The 26,311-nt window shown below is 57.3% G+C and carries 28 protein-coding genes and 3 tRNA genes; 22 read left to right on the top strand and 9 right to left on the bottom strand.

Annotated elements, in window-relative coordinates; genetic code table 11:
• Window positions 1–17: 17 nt before the first annotated feature.
• A complete protein-coding gene (locus SERAS12_RS02925) occupies window positions 18–776 on the bottom strand; it encodes a FadR/GntR family transcriptional regulator (RefSeq protein ID WP_004949875.1) in 759 nt (252 codons plus the stop codon).
• Between the two features lie 234 nt (window positions 777–1,010).
• Here SERAS12_RS02925 and SERAS12_RS02930 point away from each other — a divergent pair, with 234 nt between their 5' ends.
• From SERAS12_RS02930 to fucP, 7 genes are read left to right on the top strand one after another with little or no spacing between them, the layout of a single operon-like run.
• A complete protein-coding gene (locus SERAS12_RS02930; protein WP_013811401.1) occupies window positions 1,011–1,751 on the top strand; it encodes an SDR family oxidoreductase in 741 nt (246 codons plus the stop codon).
• Between the two features lie 54 nt (window positions 1,752–1,805).
• On the top strand, window positions 1,806–2,651 hold the full coding sequence (locus SERAS12_RS02935) for a fumarylacetoacetate hydrolase family protein (protein WP_013811402.1): 846 nt from the start codon (window positions 1,806–1,808) through the stop codon (window positions 2,649–2,651).
• A 14-nt stretch (window positions 2,652–2,665) separates the two neighbouring features.
• The gene (locus SERAS12_RS02940) at window positions 2,666–3,943 is read left to right on the top strand and encodes an L-fuconate dehydratase (protein WP_013811403.1); all 1,278 of its coding nucleotides are present in this window, start codon (window positions 2,666–2,668) and stop codon (window positions 3,941–3,943) included.
• 14 nt (window positions 3,944–3,957) lie between these two features.
• A complete protein-coding gene (locus tag SERAS12_RS02945) occupies window positions 3,958–4,797 on the top strand; it encodes an amidohydrolase (RefSeq protein WP_013811404.1) in 840 nt (279 codons plus the stop codon).
• 23 nt (window positions 4,798–4,820) lie between these two features.
• Window positions 4,821–5,597 carry an SDR family oxidoreductase gene (locus tag SERAS12_RS02950; protein WP_013811405.1) on the top strand — a complete coding sequence of 259 codons (777 nt, stop codon included), beginning with the start codon at window positions 4,821–4,823 and terminating at the stop codon, window positions 5,595–5,597.
• Entirely contained in the window at window positions 5,594–5,953 is a 360-nt protein-coding gene (locus SERAS12_RS02955; protein WP_013811406.1) for an L-rhamnose mutarotase, read from the top strand. Before SERAS12_RS02950 ends, SERAS12_RS02955 begins: the two co-directional genes overlap by 4 nt.
• 32 nt (window positions 5,954–5,985) lie before the next feature.
• A complete protein-coding gene (gene fucP / locus SERAS12_RS02960) occupies window positions 5,986–7,215 on the top strand; it encodes an L-fucose:H+ symporter permease (protein ID WP_013811407.1) in 1,230 nt (409 codons plus the stop codon).
• A gap of 45 nt (window positions 7,216–7,260) precedes the next feature.
• Here the strand turns inward: fucP and SERAS12_RS02965 are convergent, their stop codons facing one another.
• On the bottom strand, window positions 7,261–8,454 hold the full coding sequence (locus tag SERAS12_RS02965) for an MFS transporter (protein ID WP_013811408.1): 1,194 nt from the start codon (window positions 8,452–8,454) through the stop codon (window positions 7,261–7,263).
• A 124-nt stretch (window positions 8,455–8,578) separates the two neighbouring features.
• Here SERAS12_RS02965 and SERAS12_RS02970 point away from each other — a divergent pair, with 124 nt between their 5' ends.
• On the top strand, window positions 8,579–9,496 hold the full coding sequence (locus SERAS12_RS02970) for a LysR family transcriptional regulator (RefSeq protein ID WP_013811409.1): 918 nt from the start codon (window positions 8,579–8,581) through the stop codon (window positions 9,494–9,496).
• Between the two features lie 20 nt (window positions 9,497–9,516).
• Here the strand turns inward: SERAS12_RS02970 and SERAS12_RS02975 are convergent, their stop codons facing one another.
• Window positions 9,517–10,707: an MFS transporter gene (locus SERAS12_RS02975; RefSeq protein WP_013811410.1), complete on the bottom strand. Its 1,191-nt coding sequence runs from the start codon at window positions 10,705–10,707 to the stop codon at window positions 9,517–9,519.
• A gap of 134 nt (window positions 10,708–10,841) precedes the next feature.
• Here SERAS12_RS02975 and SERAS12_RS02980 point away from each other — a divergent pair, with 134 nt between their 5' ends.
• A complete protein-coding gene (locus SERAS12_RS02980) occupies window positions 10,842–11,453 on the top strand; it encodes a TetR/AcrR family transcriptional regulator (protein ID WP_013811411.1) in 612 nt (203 codons plus the stop codon).
• A 50-nt stretch (window positions 11,454–11,503) separates the two neighbouring features.
• Here the strand turns inward: SERAS12_RS02980 and SERAS12_RS02985 are convergent, their stop codons facing one another.
• On the bottom strand, window positions 11,504–12,580 hold the full coding sequence (locus SERAS12_RS02985) for a diguanylate cyclase (RefSeq protein ID WP_013811412.1): 1,077 nt from the start codon (window positions 12,578–12,580) through the stop codon (window positions 11,504–11,506).
• 262 nt (window positions 12,581–12,842) lie between these two features.
• Between SERAS12_RS02985 and SERAS12_RS02990 the strand changes: the two genes are divergently transcribed.
• Window positions 12,843–13,127, top strand: a complete 285-nt coding sequence (locus tag SERAS12_RS02990; RefSeq protein WP_013811413.1) for a DUF1435 domain-containing protein — start codon at window positions 12,843–12,845, stop codon at window positions 13,125–13,127.
• An 83-nt stretch (window positions 13,128–13,210) separates the two neighbouring features.
• On the opposite strand, the gene SERAS12_RS02995 is transcribed toward SERAS12_RS02990, so the two are convergent.
• From SERAS12_RS02995 to SERAS12_RS03010, 4 genes are all read right to left on the bottom strand, one after another.
• A tRNA-Leu gene (locus SERAS12_RS02995) sits at window positions 13,211–13,297 on the bottom strand.
• 43 nt (window positions 13,298–13,340) lie between these two features.
• Window positions 13,341–13,427 (bottom strand) — tRNA-Leu (locus SERAS12_RS03000).
• 34 nt (window positions 13,428–13,461) lie between these two features.
• A tRNA-Leu gene (locus SERAS12_RS03005) sits at window positions 13,462–13,548 on the bottom strand.
• Between the two features lie 72 nt (window positions 13,549–13,620).
• On the bottom strand, window positions 13,621–14,565 hold the full coding sequence (locus SERAS12_RS03010; protein ID WP_013811414.1) for a LysR family transcriptional regulator: 945 nt from the start codon (window positions 14,563–14,565) through the stop codon (window positions 13,621–13,623).
• A 131-nt stretch (window positions 14,566–14,696) separates the two neighbouring features.
• On the opposite strand from SERAS12_RS03010, the gene SERAS12_RS03015 reads away from it, so the two are divergent.
• The gene (locus SERAS12_RS03015; RefSeq protein ID WP_013811415.1) at window positions 14,697–15,689 is read left to right on the top strand and encodes an aldo/keto reductase; all 993 of its coding nucleotides are present in this window, start codon (window positions 14,697–14,699) and stop codon (window positions 15,687–15,689) included.
• A gap of 56 nt (window positions 15,690–15,745) precedes the next feature.
• Here SERAS12_RS03015 and rsmC read toward each other — a convergent pair whose 3' ends face one another.
• Entirely contained in the window at window positions 15,746–16,789 is a 1,044-nt protein-coding gene (rsmC, locus tag SERAS12_RS03020; protein WP_013811416.1) for a 16S rRNA (guanine(1207)-N(2))-methyltransferase RsmC, read from the bottom strand.
• A 156-nt stretch (window positions 16,790–16,945) separates the two neighbouring features.
• Between rsmC and SERAS12_RS03025 the strand changes: the two genes are divergently transcribed.
• The 11 genes from SERAS12_RS03025 (at window position 16,946) to SERAS12_RS03070 (ending at window position 26,303) form a co-directional block, all read left to right on the top strand.
• Entirely contained in the window at window positions 16,946–17,383 is a 438-nt protein-coding gene (locus tag SERAS12_RS03025; RefSeq protein ID WP_006323488.1) for a DNA polymerase III subunit psi, read from the top strand.
• Window positions 17,328–17,771, top strand: a complete 444-nt coding sequence (rimI, locus tag SERAS12_RS03030; protein WP_013811417.1) for a ribosomal protein S18-alanine N-acetyltransferase — start codon at window positions 17,328–17,330, stop codon at window positions 17,769–17,771. Before SERAS12_RS03025 ends, rimI begins: the two co-directional genes overlap by 56 nt.
• A 161-nt stretch (window positions 17,772–17,932) precedes the next feature.
• Window positions 17,933–18,238, top strand: a complete 306-nt coding sequence (locus SERAS12_RS03035; RefSeq protein WP_006323491.1) for a helix-turn-helix domain-containing protein — start codon at window positions 17,933–17,935, stop codon at window positions 18,236–18,238.
• Between the two features lie 3 nt (window positions 18,239–18,241).
• Window positions 18,242–19,504 (top strand): type II toxin-antitoxin system HipA family toxin, encoded by a 1,263-nt coding sequence (locus SERAS12_RS03040; protein WP_013811418.1) that lies wholly within the window; start codon window positions 18,242–18,244, stop codon window positions 19,502–19,504.
• A 165-nt stretch (window positions 19,505–19,669) separates the two neighbouring features.
• Window positions 19,670–21,259: a peptide chain release factor 3 gene (prfC, locus tag SERAS12_RS03045; RefSeq protein ID WP_013811419.1), complete on the top strand. Its 1,590-nt coding sequence runs from the start codon at window positions 19,670–19,672 to the stop codon at window positions 21,257–21,259.
• Window positions 21,260–21,791: 532 nt separating this feature from the next.
• Entirely contained in the window at window positions 21,792–22,406 is a 615-nt protein-coding gene (gene osmY / locus SERAS12_RS03050; protein WP_004949915.1) for a molecular chaperone OsmY, read from the top strand.
• A gap of 113 nt (window positions 22,407–22,519) precedes the next feature.
• The gene (locus SERAS12_RS25280; protein ID WP_004949916.1) at window positions 22,520–22,681 is read left to right on the top strand and encodes a DUF1328 domain-containing protein; all 162 of its coding nucleotides are present in this window, start codon (window positions 22,520–22,522) and stop codon (window positions 22,679–22,681) included.
• Between the two features lie 55 nt (window positions 22,682–22,736).
• On the top strand, window positions 22,737–22,922 hold the full coding sequence (locus SERAS12_RS03055) for a hypothetical protein (protein ID WP_013811420.1): 186 nt from the start codon (window positions 22,737–22,739) through the stop codon (window positions 22,920–22,922).
• 10 nt (window positions 22,923–22,932) lie between these two features.
• Window positions 22,933–24,054 (top strand): patatin family protein, encoded by a 1,122-nt coding sequence (locus SERAS12_RS03060; protein ID WP_013811421.1) that lies wholly within the window; start codon window positions 22,933–22,935, stop codon window positions 24,052–24,054.
• A complete protein-coding gene (locus tag SERAS12_RS03065) occupies window positions 24,051–24,827 on the top strand; it encodes a metal-dependent hydrolase (RefSeq protein WP_013811422.1) in 777 nt (258 codons plus the stop codon). The genes SERAS12_RS03060 and SERAS12_RS03065 overlap by 4 nt, the downstream gene beginning before the upstream one ends.
• A 198-nt stretch (window positions 24,828–25,025) precedes the next feature.
• Window positions 25,026–26,303 (top strand): NupC/NupG family nucleoside CNT transporter, encoded by a 1,278-nt coding sequence (locus SERAS12_RS03070; protein ID WP_006320018.1) that lies wholly within the window; start codon window positions 25,026–25,028, stop codon window positions 26,301–26,303.
• Window positions 26,304–26,311 lie beyond the last annotated feature (8 nt).

Below are 26,311 nucleotides of genomic sequence, written 5' to 3' on the forward strand. Positions count from 1 at the left end.
TGCCGTACCGAAACGGCCTATTGCGCGCGGGTAAAGATGGCGATCACTTCATCCAGATGCGCTTTCATGGCCTTGCGTGCGCCGCGCACGTCACGCGCCTCGATCGCCTCCAGGATCGCCCTATGTTCCTGTTCTGAACGGTGTGGCATATCGTCCGGCGTATAGTGACGTTGCAGCACGCGGAACATGCTGCCGTAGCGGTGGCCGAGCAGGTGGCCGATAACGAACGCGTAGGCCGGGTTGCCGCTGGCCTGGGCAATGCGGATATGGAACAGCCGGTCGCCGGGGTGGGTGGCCGATCCGGCACGGTTATCGCGGCAGTTTTGCTCATAGGCCGCCCGAATGCCCGCCAGCTCTTCGTCAGTGGCATGGCGCGCCGCCAGTGCGGCGGTTTCCGGTTCGATCAACAAGCGGGTTTGCAGCAGCGAAAACGGCGGCAACTCGGCGTTAAAATCCAGCTCGATATTCAGTTCATCATCGATTTCCGCCCATTGGTCGCGCCCGGCCTGCGCCATTACCGGTTCCTGCGAGGCCAAAATCGGCGCCTGCGCCCGAACGATTACCCCGTTACCGACTTTCACGTCGACCAGGCCAATCACTTCCAGCGCGATCAGCGCCTCGCGTACCGAAGCGCGGCTAACCTGTAACTGCTGGGCCAGATCCCGCTCGGACGGCAGGCGGCTGCCCGGGGGGAATTCGTTGTTTTCGATGAGCCGCTTTAATTGATCGGCTATCTGCCTGTAAATACGAGGATTTTCCAGTCGGGTAATGGGCATGGGTTACCTTGAGCTGTTTAGCGATAAGTGATTCAGCGCACAGTTATTAGTCAATCCACTTGAGTAATGGTTAATCAAGTGTAAAAAGTTGGTTAATCAAAATGCTGTTTTAACTGTGTCTCATAACATTCTCACCAAACGATAACGCGTAAAGCGTCTTTTGTCATGTTAAAGGCCTGACCTTTAACTGCCTTTAATGGCCTGACCATTGGACCTTTAGGCCAAGGGGCAAAAATGAATTTAACCGGGAAACGCGTACTGATCACCGCCGCCGGACAGGGGATCGGCTTCAGCACCGCCAGGCTGTTCGCCGAGGCGGGCGCTGAAGTGATCGCCACCGATATCAACACCGGCCAACTGCAGGGGCTGCCCGGCATTCAGGCGCTGACGCTCGACGTGACCGACCCGGCCGCAATAGCCGCGGCGGCGGAAACCCTCGGGCCCGTCGACGTGTTGTTTAACTGCGCGGGCGTGGTGCACAGCGGGTCGATTCTGGCGTGCAGTGAAGCGCAGTGGGCGTTCGCCAACGAGCTTAACGTGACGGCGATGTTCCGCATGATCCGCGCCTTCCTGCCCGGCATGCTGGCGCGTAAAAACGGCTCGATTATCAATATGTCTTCGGTCGCCTCGAGCGTAAAAGGGGTGCCGAACCGCTTTGCTTACAGCACCACCAAGGCGGCGGTGATCGGCCTGACGCGTTCGGTGGCGGCGGATTACGTTACCCAGGGCATTCGCTGTAACGCCATCTGCCCCGGCACGGTGGAGTCGCCGTCGCTGCGCCAGCGCATTGCCGAGCAGGCGCGTGAACAGGGGCGCAGCGAGGAAGAGGTGTATCAGGCGTTCGTCGCCCGCCAGCCGATTGGCCGCATCGGCACCACCGCCGAGATCGCCCAGTTGGCGCTGTATCTGGCCTCGGACGCCAGTTCTTATACCACCGGCACGGTGCAGATCATCGACGGCGGCTGGAGCAACTGATTTTTATTTTTTGCGGCTTCGCCGAAGGCGCTTCTACGGAGGATTGAGGAATCTATGAAACTTTTACGCTATGGCGCACCGGGGCAGGAGCGCCCAGGGGTGTTGGACAATAACGGCCAGATCCGCGACCTTTCGCAGCATATCGTCGATGTCAGCGGTGAGGCGCTGCTGCCGGCGTCACTGGAAAAGCTGCGTGCCTTGGATATCAACCAACTGCCGCTGGTCGAGGGGCAACCGCGCCTGGGGCCGTGCGTCGGCCAGATCGGCAAGTTTATCTGCATTGGCCTCAATTACGCCGATCACGCGGCGGAAACCGGTGCGGCGATCCCCGACGAACCTGTGGTGTTCAGCAAATGGACCAGCGCGGTGGTGGGGCCAAACGACGACGTGCAAATTCCGCGCGATTCGGTCAAAACCGACTGGGAAGTGGAGCTGGGCGTGATCATCGGCCAGGGCGGGCGTTATATCAGTGAGCAGGATGCCCTGCGCCACGTCGCCGGCTATTGCGTCATTAACGACGTTTCCGAGCGTGAATTCCAGATTGAACGCGGCGGCACCTGGGACAAGGGCAAAGGCTGCGACACCTTCGGCCCCACCGGCCCCTGGCTGGTAACCGCCGATGAAATTGCCGACCCTCACCGCCTGAACCTGTGGCTGGAGGTGGACGGCAAACGCTATCAGGACGGCAACACCGGCACCATGATCTTCCGCATTCCGCACATCATCAGCTACCTGAGCCGCTTTATGAGCCTGCAGCCGGGTGATGTGATTTCCACCGGTACGCCACCGGGCGTGGGCATGGGGCAGAAGCCGCAGCCCATCTACCTGAAGGCCGGGCAGACGATGCGTCTGGGTATCGAGGGATTGGGTGAACAGCGTCAAACAACCGTACAGGCCTGATGGGGAGCCGCACCATGACGACGATTACCGCACTGCGGGTTGAAGATATTCGTTTCCCCACGTCGCTGGGGCTGGACGGATCCGACGCGATGAATCCGGATCCGGACTATTCGGCGGCGTACGTGATCCTGGAGACCGACCACGCCGATCTGCGCGGCCACGGGCTGACCTTTACCATCGGCCGCGGCAACGAGATCTGCTGCGCGGCGATCCGCGCGCTGGAGCATCAGATTGTCGGCGTTCGGCTTGAGGATATCACCGCCGACATGGGCGCGTTTTGGCGGCGTTTTACCGGCGACAGCCAACTGCGCTGGATTGGGCCGGACAAGGGCGCGATTCACCTGGCGACCGGGGCGGTGGTGAATGCGGTATGGGATCTGTGGGCCAAATCCGTGGGCAAACCGGTGTGGCGGCTGGTGGCGGAGATGACGCCGGAGGAACTGGTGCGCTGCATCGATTTCCGTTACATCACCGACTGCATTACGCCGCAGGAGGCGCTCAACCTGCTGAAGCAGCGGGCCGAGGGGAAAGAACAGCGTCTGGCGCGGCTGCTGGAGGAAGGCTATCCGTGCTACACCACCTCCGCCGGCTGGTTGGGTTACCCGGATGACAAGCTGCGTCGGCTGTGTCAGGAAGCGGTCGACGCCGGTTTCTCCTACCTGAAGCTGAAAGTGGGCCGTGACCTGGAAGACGATATCCGCCGCGTGCGTATCGCCCGCGAGGTGATCGGCCCCGAGCGCCAACTGATGATCGACGCCAACCAGGTGTGGGAAGTTAACGACGCCATTCCGTGGGTGAAGCACCTGGCGTTCGCCAAACCCTGGTTTATCGAAGAACCGACCAGCCCGGACGACGTTGAGGGGCATCGCCGCATCCGCGAAGGGATCCATCCGGTCAAGGTCGCCACCGGCGAGATGTGCCAGAACCGCATTATGTTCAAGCAGTTCATCATGCGCGGGGCGATTGACGTGGTGCAGATCGACGCCTGCCGCCTTGGCGGGGTCAACGAGGTGTTGGCGGTGATGCTGATGGCGGCGAAATACAACCTGCCGGTGTGCCCGCATGCCGGTGGCGTGGGGTTGTGCGAATACGTGCAGCATCTGTCGATGATCGACTACCTGTGCATCGCCGGTACCCACGACGGGCGAGTGATCGAATACGTTGACCACCTGCATGAGCATTTTATTCATCCTTGCGACATCCGGGGTGCAGCCTACATGCCGCCGCAACATCCTGGGTATTCGATCGAGATGCACCCTGCGTCGATCGAACAGTACCGGTTTCGCGGTTGAGGCGGGAGCACGGCATGCTGCGCATCGACGCTCACCAACACTACTGGCGCTACCGACCGCGGAGTTATCCGTGGATTAGCGAACAGATGGCGGTGCTGCGCCAGGACTACGGCCCGGCGCAGCTCGAACCGCTGCTGGAACGCCACGGTTTCGACGGCGCGCTGGTGGTGCAGGCCCGCCAGTGCGAGCAGGAAACCCAGACGCTGCTGGCGCAGGTGCAGCAAAGCCGTGGCGTATCCGGCGTGGTGGGCTGGCTGGACATTGCCTCGCCACAGCTGCCGCAGCGGCTTGATGAACTGCGCCAACAGCCGCTGCTGCGCGGCCTGCGTCATCTGGTTCAGGATGAGCCACAACCGGCGGCCTGGCTGGAGCGGCAGGCGGTGCGGTGCGGCATGCAGACGCTGCAGCGGCACGGTTATGTCTACGACATTCTGGTCACCCACCGGGATCTGGCGGCTGCGGCGCAGTTTGCCGCCCGGCACGACGATTACTGGTTGGTGTTGGATCATCTCGGCAAGCCGGATATTGCCCGTGGCGCGCAGCATTGGGCGCAGCAAATCAAACCGTTGGCGGCGTTGCCCCACGTAGCCTGCAAGCTGTCAGGGTTGATTACCGAAGCGCCCGGCGGCGGTTGGCAGGCGCAGCAGCTGTTGCCGTTTTTTGAGGCGGCGCTGGAGGCGTTCGGCCCGCAGCGGCTGATGTTCGGCTCCGATTGGCCGGTGTGTTTGCTGGCCGGTGATTACGGCCAGGTTTATCACCTGTGCGAACAGGCTGTCGCCACGCTGAGCCCTGCACAGCAGGCGGCAATTTGGGGCGGCACTGCCAGCCGCGTGTACAGCCTGGCTATGGGCTAGCGACGAATTAACGGAGTTGAGTGATGGATTTGTATCTGAACGAGAAGGTGGTGATTGTCACCGGCGGCGGTTCCGGCATCGGCGCGGCCATTTCCCGCCTGCTGGCGGAAGAAGGGGCTATTCCGGTGATTGTCACCAACGCGGCCCCGGAGGCGGATTTCCTGACGGCACTGCGCCGGTTGCAGCCGCAGAGCGAAGTGATCATCACCGATCTCTGTGAAGAAAACGACTGCCGGCGAGCCGTGGAGCAAACCCTGGCAACCTTCGGCCGCCTCGACGGGTTGGTGAATAACGCCGGGGTGAACGACGGTGTCGGGCTGGAGGCGGGGCGAGAGGCGTTTGTCGGATCGCTGGAGAAAAACCTGATTCATTACTATCTGATGGCGCACCTGTGCCAGCAGGCGTTGCAAAGCAGCACGGGGGCCATCGTCAACATCGCCTCCAAAACTGCGCTCAGCGGGCAGGGTGGCACCAGCGGTTATACCGCCGCCAAGGGGGCGGTACTGGCGTTGACGCGCGAGTGGGCGGTGTCGCTGCGCCATGACGGAGTGCGAGTCAATGCCGCAGTACCAGCGGAAGTGATCACGCCGCAGTATCAGCGCTGGATCAATACCTTCGAACAGCCGGAGCGGCAGCTTGAGAAAATTACCGCGCGCATTCCGTTCGAACAGCGGATGACCACGCCGCAGGAAATCGCCAACACCGTGGTGTTTTTGATCTCGTCGCGATCGTCGCACACCACCGGGCAGTGGCTGTCGGTGGACGGCGGTTACCTGCACCTTGATCGGGCGCTCACATGAGCGGCTCTGCGGGGTTGCCGCGGCGCTTTTGTCAGGCGCTCGATCTGGTCGATTCACCGGCGCTGATTGAGGAGTATCAGCGCCACCACCAACGCATCTGGCCGGAAATTGCCGAACATCTGCGTGAGCACGGCATCCTGGATATGGAGATTTACCGGCTGGGCACCCGGCTGTTCATGATCGTCGAGGTCAGCACCGCGTTCGATGCCGGGCGGTTTGACGCCGCCGGTCTGAGCAGTCCCCATGTGCAGCGCTGGGAAGCCCTGATGTGGAAATACCAGGTGGCTACCCCCTGGACGCCGCAGGGCGAAAAATGGGTGGCGATGGAGCGGATATTCTCTTTGCAACAGCAATAACAACATCTCATTACCTACCCGAGGATATATCAATGCTTGCTGAAAAAAGTGCGGCCCCGCCACAGCTGGGCGTCAAGGCGACCTCCAATTTACGCTGGGCCTTTATCCTGGTCACCAGCCTGTTCTTTATGTGGGGGCTGTCGTATGGCCTGTTGGACGTATTGAATAAACACTTTCAGGAAACACTGCACGTGACCAAGGCGCAGTCGGGGTTATTGCAGGCGGCGTATTTCGGCGCTTATTTCCTGGTGGCGCTGCCCGCCGGCTATTTTATGGATAGGAAAGGTTACAAGGCTGGCATTCTGGTGGGGCTGTGCCTGTATGCGCTGGGGGCGCTGTTGTTTGTACCGGCGGCCTCCGCCAACAGCTTCGGCGCCTTCCTGTTTGCGCTGTTTGTCATTGCCTGCGGCCTGGGTTGCCTGGAAACCGCGGCCAACCCTTACGCTACGGTGCTGGGCGATACGCAGGGCGCGGAACGGCGGCTCAACCTCGCCCAGTCTTTTAACGGCCTGGGGCAGTTCATCGGGCCGATGATCGGCGGTACGCTGTTTTTCTCCGCAACCCAGGGGGCAAGCGGCGGTGACCAGAGCGCGGTGAAGGTGACTTATGTGGCGATCGCCGCGCTGGTGCTGCTGATTGCCTTGCTGTTCAGCCGCACCCGGCTGCCGGATATCCGTGAGGAAGAGCAGCCGGAACAGGGCGAAATCGCGCATGGGTTGTGGCAGCACAAACACTTTGTCGGCGGGGTGATAACCCAGTTCTTCTACGTGGCGGCGCAGGTCGGCGTGGGGGCGTTCTTTATTAACTACGCCACCAAACACTGGAGCGACGTTTCCAACCAGAGCGCTTCCTACCTGCTCTCCATCGCCATGATTTGCTTTATGATCGGGCGCTTCTTCAGTACCTGGTTAATGGGCAGAGTGAAACCCGCCACGCTGCTGATGCTTTACTCGCTGATCAATATTCTGCTGTGCGGCGTGGTGATGCTCAGTATCGACGGGATCTCGGTGGTGGCGCTGATTGGCGTGTTCTTCTTTATGTCGATCATGTTCCCGACCATTTTCGCCCTGGGGGTGAAAAATATGGGTAAACACACCAAGCGCGCCAGTTCCTTTATGATCATGGCGATCGTCGGCGGCGCCATCATGCCTTACTTTATGGGGGCGCTGGCGGACAGGTACAGTACGGCGCTGTCGTACCTGCTGCCGTTGCTGTGCTTTGCCGTGGTGTTTGTCTACGGCATGCAGCAGCGCCGCCGCTAGACCCACGGCCCGCCGGCTCGGGCAGCGGCGGGCCGCAGGTTGCCATCAGGGTGTAGGTTCAGCCCTGATTTTTACCCTCGCGATAACCAGCAATGCCAGACCTGTGGTGGCGCCGGCCATCAGGGCGTTGGTTACCAGACCATATTTATCGACAAGTTGCCCTCCTGTTACGGCGCCGAGAGAAATGCCGATATTAAAGGTGGCGATATAGAGAGACGTGGCGACCTCGATTGACCGGGGGGCGGCGATCATCATCCAGGTCATCAGCGAGACGGAAACCCCGCCATAGGCAAGCCCCCACAGCAGGGTAATAAGACCGCCGCCGACGGCGGTTGCTCCCCACCAGGAAAACAGGATGACGGCGGCAGTTAGCCCGAGGGCGATCAGCGCCAGCGTCGGGCGAAGGTGTTTTGCCGCTGCGCTGCCGGCAAGAAAATTCCCGGCAATGCCGGCGAGGCCGTAGGCGAACAGCAGCGGGCCAATCCAGTTGTCGTCAAAATGGGATACCGTCTGCAGCAGCGGTCGAATAAAGGTGAAAGCCGTGAAATGGCCGGCGACCAACAGGACTGTCACTAGGAGCCCCGCAAGTAGCTTTGGGTTTGCCAGTTGTTCGGCGAATTGCCCTAAAGTGACAGCCTGTTCCGCAGGCACCGATGGGAACGATCTGATGAGCAAGATTAGCGCCAGCAGAGCTAAAAGAGCCATCGCCAGAAAGGCGGTACGCCAGCCGAATGCATCACCCATAAATGCCCCTAAGGGCACGCCTAATACCGAAGCGGCCGCGACGCCGCCAAAAATTATCGACATCGCCAGACCAAGGGAAGCTTGCGGTACCAACCGCCCCGCAATGCCCCCGGCAATGGCCCAAATCCCGCCCATGCAGAAACCGACGATGACGCGGGCGGCCAACAGCCCGTTCATGCTGGCTGCCGTGGCCGAAGCAATATTAGCCGCAATCAGCAACACCAGAAGCCAGCGGAGGATCGTCCTGCGGTTAATCCCTCCGGAGGCGAGAACAACCAGTGGAGCAAAAAAGGCGGCCAGTAGGGCCGGCAATGAAATCATCAGGCCCGCCCGGCCAACCGTGGCGTTTAGCGTATCCGCAATGGGATTTAACAGGCCGACGGGTAACATTTCGGTGGTGACGACGGAAAATGTGGCGAGCCCGATTGAAAATACCGCCAGCCAGGGCCTTGGGACGCTTGCCGGTTGCCCGGCGGCCCGGTGAGATATGCTCATTAAATTTCCTCGTTTACTGGGTTTGATAGAGGGCATGGGGGGAACGAACACAGTGTATACGCGCACTATCGGGTGATAAACTGGCCTAAATGAGTAACATTGGGGACAAAGCGTGGCTAATTTAATGGCGATGCCGCTGGATAACCTGTCCGATCTGCTGGTGTTTGTGCGGGTCGCTGATGCGCGTAGTTTTACTCTGGCGGCCGAGAGACTCGGCATATCCCGCTCGTCGGCGGGGAAAAGCGTTAATCGGCTGGAAGAGCGGTTGGCCACCCGGCTTCTGCACCGGACGACGCGCAGCGTGAGCCTGACCGAAGAAGGTCTGGTGTTTTATGAACATGCGCTGCGGATTCTGGCGGAAGTTGATGAAGCGGAGACGGCGATAAATCAGCGGCATCAAACGCCCAGAGGACGCTTGCGTATCGATCTTCCCGTCGCCTTTGGCCGTTTGCATATTTTACCGATTTTGAGGGATTTCCTGGTCCAATGGCCGGAAGTGGATGTAGAGGTGACGTTTTCCGATGACTACAGCGATCTGGTGCGCGAGGGGATCGATTTGGCTATCCGCATTGGCGGTAATGATGACAGCCGGCTGGTACGCAAAGTCCTCGCACCACACCGGTTGATAACCTGTGCTTCACCAGGCTATTTGGAGAACCATGGCGTGCCTCAGACGCCGGACGATCTGGTTGATCACCACCGTTTGGTGTTCTCGCACCAGGGAATGCCGGTTCCCTGGCGCTATCAGGTGAATGGACAACATCGCGACGAACCTGTCGGCGGAAGAATGCGTTTCAACAACACCGAAGCATTGCGGGACTCGGCGCTCGCCGGTGTTGGTTTGTGTCAACTTGGTGCTTTTCTGGTTGGCGAACAACTCTCGGCCGGCACGCTGGTGCCGGTACTGGAGCGATATTGCCGGGCTGAAGCGCCAATATGCGCCGTTTATCCCACCCGGCGCTATCTTTCGCCCAAAGTGAAACGATTCGTGGGGGCGATAGAAAGCCGATGGGGCGGCAAGGCTATTTGGGAACCGGCCTAACGCTAGCCGGCCATTTCCCGTCAGGGTGCATGCACGGATTTTTGCAGCAGACGGTAACCGCCGGCGGCGACCAGCAATACCACCAGGCCGGCAGAAATCGTAATGATGAACCCGGCTTTTACCCCGGTTTCATCGACAACCCATCCCGCCAGAGCGGCGCCGAGCGCTACGCCAATCCCCAGCCCGGTGATCATCCAGGTTAATCCTTCCGTTAACCGGGAGGGCGGAACGATATTTTCAACCAACCCCATCGCAATGATCATGGTCGGGGCAAAGAACAGGCCCGCGACAAACACCGTGGCCGCCAGCGTGAAAATATCCTCAACCAGCAGCAAGGGCAATGCGGTCATCGCCGTGGCCAGAGCGGCGTATAAAAACAGGCGGGGCAGGGGAACCGGGATTTTCATGGCGCCGAAAATCAACCCGGCCAGGCAAGACCCGATGGCGTAAACCGACAGCACCAGGCTGGCTGCGGCAGGTTGCCCAAGCTGTTCGGCAAAGGCGACGCTGATGACGTCCACGGTGCCGACAATGGTGCCCAACGCGACTAAAGCCAGCACCAGTATCTGCATCGGCACCTGCTTGACGACGGAGCCGCGAGCCGCGCCGTCGTCCGGATAAACCGGCGGTTCCGAGCCTGTTTGCCAGACAAAGGCCGCGACGCCCATCGTCAGCAAAATGGCGGCGGCCAATGGCCCCGCCTCCGGAAAGATCGCGACGCTGAGGCCAACTGAAATGGGGGGGCCGATAATAAAACAGACTTCATCGAGCACGGACTCAAACGAAAATGCGGTGTGCAGGCGCGGTGTGCCACGCAAGATCTCGGTCCAGCGGGCTCTGACCATGGCCGGCATGCTGGGCATGCAGCCGGACACCGCCGCAAAGACGAACAGCGTCCAGTCGGGTGCCTGATAATGCGTACACAGCAGCAATGACAGCACGCCAACTACGCTGACGGCGGTGACGCAGGGCAGCACGCGGCGCTGCCCCAGGCGATCAACCGCGCGTGAGATCTGCGGCGCCAGCAGCGCCATTGAAAACGCAAAGGTCGCCGCTACGGCTCCGGCCAGCCAATAAGACCCCCGCAACTGTGCGAGCATGGTGATGATGCCGATCCCGAGCATGGAGAGGGGCATGCGTGCGATAAGCCCGGCAAGGGAAAATGCTTTGGTGCCCGGCGTGCTGAAAAGTTCGAGGTAAGGGTTGGCCATAAAAACTCCAGAGTATTGATGGGGTAACATTGGACCTCATTTCACTCATTGACATACGAGGCGTATGTAAACCTAATTGACATACGCTACGTATGTCAATTATAACGTCATGACCCTAAGCCCGGAGCGTCAAAATGGCACGTAAAGCACGAACGGAAATGATTGAGGAAACGCGCAAAAAGTTGGTTGCGACCGCGCGTCAGCAATTTGGCCGCGTTGGATATGCCGATACGGTGATGGATGAGCTCACGGCGCAAGCCGGCATGACGCGCGGCGCGCTGTATCACCACTTTGGCGATAAAAAAGGGTTGTTTCTTGCCGTGGCGCAGGAAATCGATGCAGAAATGGACGCGCGCCTGGCCGATATTTCCGCCCACGCGCCGGATAACTGGAGTGCATTCAAAGGGCGCTGCCGGGCTTATCTTGAGATGACGATGGCGTCGGAAGTGCAGCGTATTTTGCTGCGCGATTCGCCGTCGGTACTTGGCGCGGAGTATTTGCAGGCCGGCAAATTGCAATGCGTTGCTTCGATGACCCGCATGCTGAAGACGTTGATGGAAGAAAAACATATCGCGCCAACCTCGCCCGAAGTGCTGGCGCATCTGATTAATGGCGGCTTGATGGACGCGGCTTTTTGGATCGCCAATCGCCCTGAGGACACGCAAGCGTTGGCGCAGGCACTGGATGGGGTGGAACTGCTGCTGAACGGGTTGAAACCTTTGCGTACTCCGACGACGAGCGCATGAGGTTTCTCGCTTTCCCCCGCAAATGATAACGCGGGGCAGCGGTCAGCTTGTCATGGGGTCACCGCAGCCTGCACGTTTTCCGCCAGCTGGATATTGTTGCGGCCGTTGTTTTTAGCCAGATACAGCGCCGCATCGGCCGCGCGGATCGCCGAGGCCACGTCAAGCTTGTCCAGCATGGCGATGCCGGCGCTGAGCGTGACGTTGGTCATCTCTAACTGGTTAAAACGGTGGGGGATTTTCAATTCCTGCACGCGCTGGCGCACTCGTTCAGCCAGTTGCGCGGCGTAATCTTCTCTGACGTTGGTCAGCAGCACCAGAAACTCTTCCCCGCCGTAGCGTACCACAATATCGCGCGAACGCACCGAGTCGCGGATGGCGATAGCCACTTGCACCAGCGCCTGATCGCCCATGGTGTGGCCATAGTTATCGTTATAGGCTTTGAAGTGGTCAATATCGAGCAACAGAACAAAATGGCGACCCGATTGGGACTCCGGCAACATATTGATCTTGTTCTCCAGGCCACGCCGATTATAAAGGCCGGTTAACGGATCGATCATGCTTAAATTACTGAACCTGTCTCGTTCGTTATACAGGTTAGCCACCAGCGTCTTGGTAAAGGCTTCGCTGCGCTTGAGCATGAGGTGATGGATTGAGAAAGCGATAATCGGCAGCACTGTGGTGAAAACTATCCGCACGGTATTGTGCATACCATCCAGAAATAGAATGACCAGCGCGGACGGAACGGCATGCAGACAAAAAGCGATAAAGTTATCGGTTAAGGCAATAGCGCTGATAAAGAACATACTGAACAGGCTAAGTAATAAAAAGCCTTGGTTATTCGGCGCATAGTACTGACTTTTAATGTAAATATGCGCTGCCCACAGCAGGCCAATAACGCATGAAAACAGATTAAGCTTTTTGACGAATTGCCGCATGGATTGCAGGGTAAATAACAATGCAACCAGACAAAATAGCGGTATGGCTAATAAAGGTAGGGTAAATGCGGGTTTGCCCTGAAACGGAACCAATATTGTAAATATAGAAGAGGCCGCGTTCATCAATAAAAACAAAAACAATGATAAGCGGTGCTTGCTAGTCAGCAGTTCCTGATAAGAACGCGCGTTCATACGGAGTTCACTCTTTACAATATCGATCTGTCGAAAAATTAAGGTTAGAAAGATTCTTTCAGCGTGAATTAAACACCTGTATTACATGGTTTTTAATTGTAATTATTAGCACGCTACGGCGACTAAGAATTTTCTTATCGCAAACTATCATTTTTTCGCCGTTCTGTCATCCGCGTTTGGCCGCAGCGGTGAAAATGATGCGCAGTGAAAAAAAGTGGTATATGATATTGGTTCTCATTATCACTTGAAGGGTAGGGTTATCATGATTGCAGCCATGATTGCCGCGTGTGGGTTGTGGGGCGTCAGTTGGTGCCTGGGCAACCGTTTGGCCAGCGCCTGGGGCGTTCTGCTGCCCTGCGCCTTGATGCCGTTACTGGCGTTGATCAACCTGGATATGATGCAACTGCGCACGCTAATCGTGATCGCCATGTTAGCGACGTTGGTGATGCTGTTTAACAGCCGCTGGCGTCATTATTTGCTGCTGCCTTCCTGCATGGCGCTGGCCGGTGGATTGGCGGCTATCGGTCTGAACTTCAATCTGGGCTGAAAACGCAAAAACCACGCTTTCGCGTGTTCATTATCGTTTTACTGGGAATGACTTCGGGAATATTACCGGAGAGAATTATCGATTGGTGCGAAGAGAGGGACTTGAACCCTCACGTCCGTAAGAACACTAACACCTGAAGCTAGCGCGTCTACCAATTCCGCCACCTTCGCACAGCCGATATCTTTATTTTGCTTTCGATTTATATCACCAGCTTGGTGCGAAGAGAGGGACTTGAACCCTCACGTCCGTAAGAACACTAACACCTGAAGCTAGCGCGTCTACCAATTCCGCCACCTTCGCATTGATGCTGTGCAATATAAATCATGTGGTTATTTGGTGCGAAGAGAGGGACTTGAACCCTCACGTCCGTAAGGACACTAACACCTGAAGCTAGCGCGTCTACCAATTCCGCCACCTTCGCATTCCAAGAAACATTACCGGAGTAACGTACCACGGAGGCGAATTCTAGAGATTTTGGCGGGTACGTCAATAGTTATTTCCCCTGTTTGCGGGCGTTTGCTGGAAAAACAGCCATATCGCTGCTTTTAGGGTTTTCAAACAGCCAAATCAGCCAGTCAATCAATACTCTGACCCGTGGCGCGAGAAATCGGCCGGGCGGATACATGATGTAAATCGGCATCGGCGGCGGTGGCGTTTCCGCCAGCACTTCCACCAACTCCCCGTTTTCCAGCCACGGCGCCAACGAATAGTGCGCCGCCTGTATCAACCCCATACCGGCGCGACAGCCGCTGGTGTAAGCATCGGCGCCGCTGACGCTCAGCCTTGCGGGCAGTTCGCGCCGTTCCACTTTCCCGCTGCGGCAAAATTCCAGCGGGTAGTCACGGTTGTTGGCGAGGGAAAAATACCCCACCGCGCGGTGTTGCTGCAGGTCGTCAATGGACTGCGGTACGCCGAACGCCGCCAGGTAACCGGGAGAGGCGCAGGTTAACTGCGGCAGCATGGCGATGCGTCGCGCCACCAAGCTGTCGTCTTCGGTTTCCCAGGCGCGCAGCACGCAGTCCACGCCTTCACGCAGCAGATCCACGTGAGTGTCATTGGCGCCTAACGCCAGCGTAATGTCCGGATAGCGCCGATAAAAATCATCCAGCGCCGGGATAACGACTTCACGTGCCAGCGAATGCGGCATATCGATACGTACCTTACCGGAAGGTTGCAGCTTATGACTGCTGAACAGCGTATCCGCTTCTTCCAGCGCGCCCAGCAGTTGTATGCAGCGCTGATAATAGAGCGTGCCTTCGCTGGTCACCTGCACCTGACGGGTGGTGCGGATCAGCAGCCGTACGCCGAGGCGCTGTTCCAGCCGTTTCAGCACGTTGCTGACCGTGGCGCGCGGCAGTTGCAAGCGCTCGGCCGCCCGGCTAAAGCTGCCCAGCTCGACGATACGGGTGAAAATACGCATGGCCTGAACCTGATCCATTTTACCGTCCGTGATTGTTAGCGATTTTTGAACAGTGATGAGTAATCTGCATTATTTATCTTTACAGGGTAAACAACCAGACTTTGTTGCGACACCATTCCGGTTTAAAAAAACAGCAAGAGGGCAGCACAATGCAACAGCGCACATTAGGATTTAACGGGCCGGTCGTTTCCGCTCTGGGTTTGGGATGCATGGGAATGAGTGACTTTTATTCGACTGATTCCGATGAAAAAGAAGCCATTGCCACTTTGCATCGGGCACTGGAGCTGGGGGTAACCCTGCTGGATACCGCCGATATGTACGGGCCGCATACCAATGAGCAACTGATTGGCAAAGCGATCAAGGGCAAACGGGATCAGGTCTTTCTGGCCACCAAGTTCGGCATTCTGCGCGATCCGACCGATCCTGCCGCCCGGGGCGTCAGCAGCCGGCCGGAATATATTCGCCGCTCGGTGGAGGGCAGCCTGCAGCGGCTTGGGGTTGAAGTGATCGATCTTTACTACCAGCACCGTGTGGATCCTGAGGTGCCGATTGAAGAGGTGGTGGGCACCATGGCGGACCTGATTAGCGAAGGTAAAATTCGTTATATCGGGCTGAGTGAGGCTTCGGTCGCCACGCTGGAGCGTGCGCACAAGGTGCATCCGATTACCGCGTTGCAAACCGAATATTCTCTGTGGACGCGTGATGCCGAGCAGGGAACGTTGGCGGCCTGCTCGCGGCTGGGCATCGGTTTTGTGCCTTACAGCCCGCTGGGACGCGGTTTCCTGACCGGAGCGATCCAGCGGCCGGAGGATCTGGACGCCGACGACTTCCGCCTCAGTAACCCGCGCTTCCAGGGCGAGAACTTTGCCCGCAATCTGGCGTTGGTGGAAAAGGTCGCCGAGCTGGCCAAACAAAAAGGCGTCGCACCGTCACAGCTGGCGCTGGCCTGGGTATTGGCGCAGGGCGAACACATTGTGCCGATCCCGGGCACCAAGCGTCGCCGTTATCTGGAGGAGAATATCGCGGCGGCTGAGCTGACGCTGAACGAGGCTGAACTTGCGGCGATTGAGGCGGTGTTCCCGTACCAGGCGGCGGCGGGCCCGCGCTATGGCGCCGAGTCGATGACCTACATCAACGGCTAAAAAAAAGCGCAGCGTGGAAACGCTGCGCTCTGGCCATGATATTCAGTGGCTAGTCGTTACTTCTTTTTCTTCGCATCGCGCGGCGCACGGGCTACGGTGGCTTGATATACCTTGAAGCGGCCGTTCTGCGCCAGCACTTCGTGGCTGCCGAAGGTGGCGTCCAGAATGTCCGGGTACGGCAGGAAGGCGTTGGCCACGATACGCAGACGACCGCCTATCGGCAGGTGTTTTAACGCACCGCGGATCAGGGTTTCGGCTGCGGTCAGGCTGGTTTGCAGGCCATCGTGGAACGGCGGGTTGGAGATGATCATGTCGAAGCGGCCGGTAATGTCGGAATAGACGTTACTGACGATCACTTCGCCCTCGATACCGTTGGCGGCCAGCGTAGCGCGGCTGGATTCCACCGCGGCGGCGTTGACGTCGCTGAGCGTCAGCTTCACCTTAGGCGACAGCTTTGACAGCACCGAGGCCATCACGCCGGCACCACAGCCCAGATCCAACACTTTGCCCTTCATGTGTTTTTCCAGGGTCGACAGCAGCAGTGAGCTGCCTACGTCCAGCCCATCGCGGCTGAACACGCCCGGCAGGGTTTTCACTTCCAGATCGTGCAACGGGTAGCTTTCCCACCAGTCGTTCAAATCAAATTCGGTTTGGGCATCCAGGCGACCGTGATACAGGCCACAGCGACGGGCGCTGTCGATTTTCACCAAGGTGGCGTAGTCTTCCATTATCTGTTCCGCACTGCGCACGCCGCTGCGGTTCTCACCGACCACGAACACGTCTGCGCCCACCGGCAGCAACGCCAGGATGTTGCACAGCTGGAACTGCGCTTCCTGTTTGCTCTTCGGCCAGTAGTAGATCAACGTATCGCATTCGGCGACAAACTCGGCATCTACGGTCAGACCGAACTGCACGTTGTCACCCATCGCCCGGTTAAGTAACTGCCAGTGATGGTATTGCTGGGTATGGACACGTACATCCGCGGCTTCGAATTGGGCCGGCAGGGTATCCTGCAGGTCACCGGCGAACAGAACGCGGCGTTCAATAAACTCATCACTGTGGCGCAGCATGACTTCACTGGCGGGGGTTAATGCAGACATCGGTTTTTTGCTCCTGGAAATTAAGCTGGGGATTATAGAGCTTTGTGGCGATATGTTCGACGGGTTTGTTGGCGCAGGCCGCGCGGGTTTGTTAGCATAGCGCGGCGCATGGCAGGCATGGCGCACCACAACGGGTAGCTCCTGACAGGAATCGGCATGGCATCAAAACGCGACTGGCTGTTACAACAACTGGGTATTACGCAGTGGACATTGCGCCGCCCGGGCGTGTTGCAGGGCGAAGTAGCGGTCAGCCTGCCGCCCGATGTGCGTTTGCTGGTGGTGGCGCAGCCACTGCCTGAGCATAACGATCCGCTGTTTTGCGACGTGTTGCGCAGCCTGGGGCTGACCCCGGCGCAAACCTATGGCCTGACGCCGGACCAGGTAGCGATGCTGCCTGAGGATACCGAATGCAACAGTTGGCGGCTGGGCGTCGCGGAGCCGCTCGCGGTGGCCGGCGCACAACTACACAGCCCGGCACTGGCCGAGCTTTCCCTCGACGCGAGTGCCAAGCGCGCACTCTGGCAGCAGATTTGTCATCATGAACAGTATTTCTACCCTGACGGCGGCCGATCTGGCCACGGCATTCAAGATTGAGCAGGCCAGTCACGCCTTTCCCTGGACGCAAGCCACCTTTGCCGGCAATCAGGGCGATCGTTACCTTAACCTGAAACTGGACGCCGAAGGGCAGATGGCGGGCTTCGCCATTACCCAGATCGTGCTCGACGAAGCGACGTTGTTCAATATTGCGATTCATCCCGACTGGCAGCGTCGCGGTTTCGGCCGTTTTCTGCTGGAAGCGTTGATTGCGCAGTTGGAAGCCCGTGGCGTCGTCACGTTGTGGCTTGAAGTGCGCGCCTCTAACCGTGCGGCCATTGCGCTGTACGAAGATCTCGGTTTTAACGAAGTGACCCTCCGCCGTAATTACTACCCGAGCGCCAACGGGCGTGAAGATGCGATAGTGATGGCGCTGCCGCTGGCCTGATCTCGAACAAAAACAGCTTATTTATTGTTCTGTTGTTTATTTACAACTAATGGGTTGTTTTTAGGCGTGGGTACAGCAAATAAGTTGTTTTTGTTTGATGTAACAACTAATGTGTTGTTTATTGCGGTAGGTACAATCAATAAGATGTTTTGAGGTGAAAGATGCGGAAATCATCAGAGATAGCAAAATTTTTGAAAGAGAAACGCACCGAGCTGGGCTGGAACCAAAAAGACTTTTTGATGAAAATCGGTATGACCCAACAGCAATACCAGCGTATTGAATCCGGCAGTGATATGCGAGTGAGCACCCTGCTACGCATATTGGCGGCGATGGATTTGGAATACCTTATCGTGCCGAAAAACGATGTGCGTGATGTGGAGCGCTTGCTGCAAAAAGAAGCGGACAAGGTTTCTGCAGCCGATGAATTGCAGAGCTTCGAAAAAAAACTGAAAGATCTCGAGGACTAGCTGATGAATGGGCAACGGCAGGTTGAATCGGTACAGGCATTGGCACTGATGCTGCACCAGGTGCGCATTGGTGTGTTGGCGCATTATAGCGGTGGCAAGAATATCCTGACCTTTGATCCGCAATATCTTGCTTTGCCGGAGGCCAGTCGTCCGTTGTTCACCCTAAGACAGCGGGCCCACCCGGGTTATCTTGAACAGGCTTTGATGTCATCACAGCGTCTTCCTCCCGTTTTATCCAATTTACTGCCTGAAGGGGCATTGCGTAGCTGGTTGGCCCAATCTCTGAAAACGCATGTTGATGAAGAGTTTCCTTTGATGGCCTGGGCTGGCGCCAACCTGCCGGGGGCGCTTGAGGCACGAGCGCTTGCCGCTAATGAGATCCCCGCTTGGGCATTAACCTCTCGCGGCGAGCTGGAAGCGGTGCAAATCGACGTCGGGCTGGATACGCAGAAATTTTCTCTGGCAGGCGTGCAGATGAAGTTTTCCTCGCTGCGTAAAGATGGGCGCTTCAACATTTCTTCTCAGGTGGGGGCTGATAGCTGGATTATTAAAACGCCATCGACGGTGCATCGTAACGTGCCTGAAAATGAATATACGGCGATGCGATTGGCGCAAGCTATCGGTGTGGATATTCCTGATATTGAGCTGGTTACTTTGGGGCAACTGGATAACTTACCGGATATTCGCCTGGCTGATGAGCCTTATGCTTACGCCATTCGTCGTTTTGATCGTAGCGAAAGCGGGCGCGTGCATACGGAAGATTTTGCCCAAATATTTGAACTCTATGCACATGATAAATATCGTGGAAAAAACTATGATCAAATAGCGGCATATCTTTATGACTGGGGCAGTGACCCCTTGGCCGATGTGCAACAGATGGCCCGCCGCTTATTGGCCAATATTTTGTTGGCGAATGGCGATGCCCATGTAAAAAACTGGTCCATGATCTACCCCAACCAAACCGGTGTTCGGCTTTCTCCCGCTTATGACATTGTTACTACACGGGTTTATATCCCGGGTGAGTCAGAAGTGGCGCTGAATATGGCGAGAGAAAAGCGTTGGGCAATGATTTCCATGCAGACTTTTGAGCGTTGGGCGGAGCGCGTCGGCATTCCCTGGCCGGCTATTCGGGTGCATTTATTGGATGCCATCGACAAGGCACGCACCTTATGGCCAGGTTTGTTGGATAACTTGCCCATGGTGGCAGAGCACCAATCCGTATTACGGCAGCACTGGGCTTCGCTCTCATCCGACTTCCGTTTGTAATGACAAACAAGGTTATTCCCCCGCCGGGAAAAGCATTGATTGTCACCGGTTGACAAATCAGCGAAAATGCCCGGCTATTATCTTTTATTTACCGCTTTGCCTGGCGCCGTGCGCGGCGCGTTCTGATGATGTCGCAGGGCGGACTAACCGTAGAATCTGAAAAACATGTCTCCTAGTGAATTTGCCCGCGAAGTCTCGAAAAGAAGAACTTTCGCCATCATCTCGCACCCCGATGCCGGTAAAACCACCATTACCGAAAAGGTATTGCTGTTCGGACAGGCTATCCAGACCGCCGGTACGGTAAAAGGCCGCGGCTCGAACCAGCATGCCAAATCCGACTGGATGGAGATGGAAAAGCAGCGTGGTATCTCGATCACCACCTCGGTGATGCAGTTCCCGTACCGCGAATGTCTGGTTAACCTGCTGGACACCCCGGGGCACGAAGACTTCTCCGAAGATACTTACCGTACCCTGACCGCCGTGGACTGCTGTCTGATGGTGATTGATGCCGCGAAAGGCGTTGAAGATCGTACCCGCAAGCTGATGGAAGTCACCCGTCTGCGTGATACGCCGATCCTGACCTTTATGAACAAATTGGACCGTGATATCCGCGATCCGATGGAAGTGATGGATGAGGTTGAGCGTGAGCTGAAAATCGCTTGCTCGCCGATCACCTGGCCTATCGGCTGCGGCAAGCTGTTTAAAGGGGTTTATCATCTGTACAAGGATGAAACCTACCTTTACCAGAGCGGCAAAGGCCACACCATTCAGGAAGTACGCATCGTCAAAGGGTTGGACAACCCGGAACTGGACGTCGCGGTAGGCGAAGATCTGGCCGCGCAGTTGCGTGAAGAGCTGGAGCTGGTGAAGGGGGCCTCCCACGAGTTCGATCACGAAGCTTTCATGAGCGGTGATTTGACGCCGGTATTCTTCGGTACCGCTTTGGGCAACTTCGGTGTGGACCACATGCTCGACGGCCTGGTGGCCTGGGCACCGGCACCGATGCCGCGTAAAAGCAGCACCCGTGAAGTGGTGGCGGCGGAAGATAAATTCACCGGCTTCGTGTTCAAGATCCAGGCCAACATGGATCCTAAACACCGTGACCGCGTGGCCTTTATGCGTGTGGTTTCAGGCCGCTACGAGAAAGGCATGAAGCTGCGTCAGGTGCGCACCGGTAAAGACGTGGTGATCTCCGACGCCCTGACCTTTATGGCGGGTGACCGTTCGCACGTGGAAGAAGCCTATCCGGGCGATATCATTGGTTTGCACAACCACGGCACCATTCAGATCGGCGATACCTTCACACAGGGTGAAGACATGAAGTTCACCGGTATTCCGAACTTCGCGCCGGAGCTGTTCCGCCGCATTCGTCTGCGCGATCCGCTGAAGCAAAAACAGCTGCTGAAAGGCTTGGTGCAACTGTCCGAAGAAGGGGCGGTGCAGGTGTTCCGACCGATAGCCAACAACGATCTGATCGTTGGCGCGGTCGGTGTGCTGCAGTTCGAGGTGGTCGTTGCGCGCTTGAAAAGCGAATACAACGTGGAAGCCTTGTACGAGTCGGTCAACGTCTCGACTGCCCGTTGGGTTGAGTGCAGTGACGTGAAAAAATTCGAAGAGTTCAAGCGTAAGTGTGAGCTTAACCTGGCATTGGACGGCGGCGACAATCTGTCGTACATCGCGCCAACCATGGTTAACCTGAATATCACACAGGAACGCTACCCGGAAGTGGTGTTCCGCAAAACGCGCGAACATTGATAGAATAGCAGGGCGCCTTAGGGCGCCCTGTGTTATGTTGCCCGACCCTACTTCTGCTAATTAATAAATCTCCCTCATCATTTTCCTTTCCCCCGCTGCCGCCAGGATTTCATCGGTATTCCCTACGCTTTTTGCCCTATAGTCTATATTTAACAGGGGAGGGCGTATCCAATAAGCGTAATTCACTGCTTTTTACGTTATAGGTAGAGAGTTATTCGGCAGTGTTGCCAATTGGAGACAGGTCGATCTGTTAAAGATCAGTGAGATAGCTAACGTGTTGTTTTTACAGGTTGCCATTGTCGCTGATTGGCGACATATTTTAGGTTAAACAATGAGCTATTTTTTATTTGTAGTTGATTTTTAATGGTATTTTAAGGTTGGCACAGGTGTTGCAATAATCCTTGTGTGACAGCAATCGTTTTAGCGTGAACGTTTGATCGTATAGAAATCGTGAAGTATTTACTGAGTGGGCCGCATCATGGCGGCTGAAGGATCCGCAATCATTTGGATCCGCAACCAAAGGAAGAGATCGATGAAAAATACCAAATTTGCACAATCACTGATGGCTGTTGTTTTGGGTTCCGTACTGGTTAGTGGCAGCGCGCTGGCTGAAGATACGCTGCTCAATAAAGCGTCAAGTGCCGCTGACAGCGCGGGTGCCAAAATCGATAGCTCCATGAAAAAAGTCGACGGTTACATGGATGACAGCGCAACAACGGCTAAAGTTAAAAGTGCGCTGGTCGACGATAAAACGATCAAAAGCACCGACATCTCCGTGAAAACGGAAAAAGGCACCGTGACCCTGAGCGGTTTTGTCGGCAGCCAGGCGCAGGCCGAGCACGCGGTTGAAGTGGCCGGCAAAGTAGAAGGCGTCAAATCCGTCAGCGACAAGCTGCACGTGAAAGATGAAGCCAAACAGTCGGTGAAGGCTTACGCCGGTGACACCGCGACCACCAGCGAACTGAAAGCCAAACTGCTGGCTGATGACATCGTGCCTTCGCGCAACGTGAAAGTAGAGACCACCGACGGCGTGGTACAGCTTTCCGGCGAAGTGAAAACACAGGCGCAGGCTGAACGTGCAGAGAGTATCGCCAAGGCTATCGACGGCGTGAAAAGCGTCAAGAACGACCTGGTCGTTAAGCCGTAATTGAAGCAACGGTAGAACCAAGCTCTACAGGTAGGGGTTCAGCATGCTGAACACATTGATTCATTGGGTCATCACGGGCGCAACTTATTGCGCCCCTACGTAAGGAGAGGCTTATGTTTCGTTGGGGCATTATCTTTTTAGTCATTGCATTGATTGCTGCGGCGTTAGGTTTCGGGACGCTGGCGGGCACCGCCGCATGGGCCGCGAAAATCGTTTTCGTCGTGGGGATTATCCTGTTCCTGGTCAGCCTGTTTACCGGCCGCCGACGTCTTTAGTTTTCTCAAAGTGTAACAAAGCTTGATTCCTTTTCTTGCAGTAGGGAGGTGCGTCATGAACAGCGACATCATCCTCGGACGCTGGAAACAGCTGAAAGGGCAGCTATGTCAGGCCGTGGCGGAATGGTCCGGCAGTGACTGCATTTGGCTGATGGGAAGCAATGATTGCCTCTCTGGCGTACTGCAAGAGGATTACGGAAGAGAGCAAGACGAGGTATCCTCGGAAAAAACGTCTCACTGAGGATACAGGGTTGGGATACAGAATACCCATCACGCTCGGCAACATAGAACCGCTGGCGTATAAACCGTACCGGCCCGGTAAAATGGCGTTGGTATGTGAAGGGGGCGGGCAGCGCGGCATCTTTACCGCCGGCGTGCTGGACGAGTTTCAGCGTGCCCGCTTTAACCCTTTTGAGCTGATGATCGGCACTTCTGCCGGCGCGCAGAACCTCTCGGCCTTTATTTGCGGCCAGATGGGTTACGCACGGCGGGTCATCACCCGCTACACCACCACCGCTGACTTCTTTAACCCGCTGCGCTTTGTGCGTGGCGGGCACCTGATTGACCTCGACTGGCTGATCGACACGACTTCTCAGCAATTGCCGCTGGCGATGGACGTGGCCGAAAAGCACCTGGTCGATGGCCGTGAATTCCTGATGTGCGCCTGCCGCAGCGATGACTTCGAACCGACTTACCTGCCGGCGCTGCGCGCCAGTTGGCTGCCGGCGATCAAAGCCTCCAGCGCCATCCCCGGCTTTTACCGCATGGGCGTAGAGTTGGACGGCGTCAGCTATCAGGACGGCGGCATCAGCGACGCTATCCCGGTCGAAGAGGCCTACCGCCGCGGTGCCGATACCATTGTGGTGATCCGCACCGTGCCTTCTCAGATGTATTACACGCCGCAGTGGATGAAACGCATGGAGCACTGGCTGAGTGAAAGCAGCCTGCAGCAGATGGTGCGCATCCTGCAACACCATGAGCAAAGCTATCACCGCATCCAGCAGTTTATTGAGAAACCGCCGGGCAAGCTGCGCATCTTTGAGATTTTCCCGCCCAAACCGCTGGCCAGCAATGCGTTGGGCAGTCGCGTGACGTCGCTGAATCAGGATTATCATCTGGGCCGCCGCTGCGGGCGCTACTTCCTGGCGACCGTCGGCCATTGGCTGATGCAACAGGAAGAACGGGACGGCGTCAAAGTGAAAAAGGCGCTGTCGCGGCGTCTGCTCCAGCCGGAAAATGTCAGAATGCCATCGCCGATCATTACCGATGTCAATCATCCGCATGGCCTTGCCGCGCAACCGGAGACCAACCTGGTCGCACCGAAAATTATCCTGCCGGGCGACGTGCCGCCAGGTGAAGGAGGCGCGCTGTGAGTCACGGTTTTACCGATACCCACTGCCATTTCGATTTTCCGCCCTTCAGCGGCCATGAGCACGAAAGCCTGGCGCTGGCGGAACAGGCGGGAGTGCAGCGAATTATCGTGCCGACGGTGACCGCCGATCGTTTTGCGCGGGTGTTGAAGCTGGCACGCGAGCATCAGCCGCTGTATGCCGCGCTGGGGTTGCACCCGTTGTATATAGCCCAGCATCAGGATCCGCAGCTTGAGCAGTTGGCCGGGTTCCTGGCCAGTCGGCCGCCGAAGCTGGTGGCGGTCGGAGAGATAGGTCTCGATCTGTACATGGAAAACCCGCAGTTTGAGCGTCAGCAGCGGTTGTTGATTGCCCAGCTGAAGCTGGCGAAACAGCATGATCTGCCGGTGATCCTGCATTCCCGCCGCACGCACGATCAACTGGCCGCCGCGCTGCGCCGCGTGCCGTTGCCGCGCCGTGGCGTGGTCCACGGTTTTGCCGGCAGTCTGTCTCAGGCGCAGGCATTTATTCGTCTGGGCTATTACATTGGCGTCGGCGGCACCATCAGTTATGAGCGGGCGCAGAAAACCCGCAGTGTGATGGCCCAGTTGCCGCTGACCTCCCTGTTGCTGGAAACCGATGCGCCGGATATGCCGCTTTCTGGTTACCAGGGGCAACCTAACCGCCCTGAACGCGCCGCAGAGGTGTTCCGGATATTGTGCCAACTGCGCCCGGAATCCCCTGATGACATTGCCGCCCACCTGCAACACAACACCCACGCCCTGTTTCGCTTCTGAACGATAAATGAGTTAAAAAACGTGACTTGTGTCACGTTATAAGATTTTCATTTGCTTCCTGTTGTATGTATTTGTGACATAAATCGGGGCGGGGACTGCCCCGCTCCGTATAATCGCACCCCGAAATCACTTTCCAGCGACCCTCTCGTATCTACCGGGTAGGGATGCATTTTCTTTTTCGCAACAGGGATACTTTGCATGCAACTCATCATGAGCCTGGTAGGAATGGCGGCACTGATCGCCATAGCCGTGCTGCTTTCCAGCAACCGTCGCGCCATCAAATTGCGCACCGTTGTCTGGGCATTCATCATTCAGGTGGCCATTGGCGCGCTGGTGCTGTACGTGCCGGTGGGCCGCAGTATTCTCGGCGGCATGTCGGCCGGCGTGGCTAACGTGATCGCCTACGGCAACCAGGGGATATCGTTTATCTTCGGCGGGTTGGTGTCCGACAAGATGTTCGAGGTGTTCGGTGGCGGCGGTTTCGTCTTCGCTCTGCGCGTGCTGCCGGTGATCGTGTTCTTCTCCTCGTTGATTGCCGTACTGTATTACCTGGGCATCATGCAATTGGTGATCCGTGTATTGGGCGGCGGTTTGCACAAACTGCTGGGCACTTCACGCACCGAATCGCTGTCGGCGACCGCCAATATCTTCGTCGGCCAGACCGAAGCCCCGCTGGTGGTGCGTCCGTATATTGCCACCATGACCCAGTCAGAACTTTTCGCCGTCATGTGCGGTGGCCTGGCCTCGGTAGCCGGTTCGGTGCTGGCCGGCTATGCTCAGATGGGCGTACCGCTGGAATACCTGATTGCCGCGTCGTTCATGGCCGCGCCGGGCGGGTTGTTGTTCGCCAAACTGATGGTGCCGGAAACCGAAAAAACCCACGATAAAGACGATGCGACGAAACTGATCGCCGAAGATGACCGCCCGGCCAACGTGATCGATGCGGCGGCGTCCGGCGCGGCATCCGGCATGCAGTTGGCGTTGAACGTCGGCGCCATGTTGCTGGCGTTTATCGCGCTGATCGCCTTGCTGAACGGCATTCTCGGCGGTATCGGTGGTTGGTTCGACTACCCGCAGCTGTCGCTTGAGTTGATGCTCGGTTGGGTCTTCTCGCCGATCGCCTTCCTGATTGGCGTACCTTGGCATGAGGCGATGACCGCCGGCTCGTTTATCGGCCAGAAGATTATCGTCAATGAATTTGTCGCTTACATGAACTTCGGCGCCTATTTGCGCCCGGACGACGTGGTGGCGGCGGAAGGGTTGCAGGTGCTGTCGACGCATACCAAGGCGATCATCTCTTTTGCGCTGTGCGGCTTTGCCAACCTGTCATCGGTGGCGATCCTGCTTGGCGGCTTGGGCAGCATGGCGCCGAACCGTCGTCACGACATCGCGCGCTTCGGCCTGAAGGCGGTCGCGGCCGGCACGCTCTCCAACCTGATGAGCGCGACCATCGCCGGGTTCTTTTTGGCGCTGTAAGCCTGGCA

This window comes from Serratia sp. AS12 (assembly GCF_000214195.1).
GTDB classification, from domain to species: domain Bacteria; phylum Pseudomonadota; class Gammaproteobacteria; order Enterobacterales; family Enterobacteriaceae; genus Serratia; species Serratia plymuthica.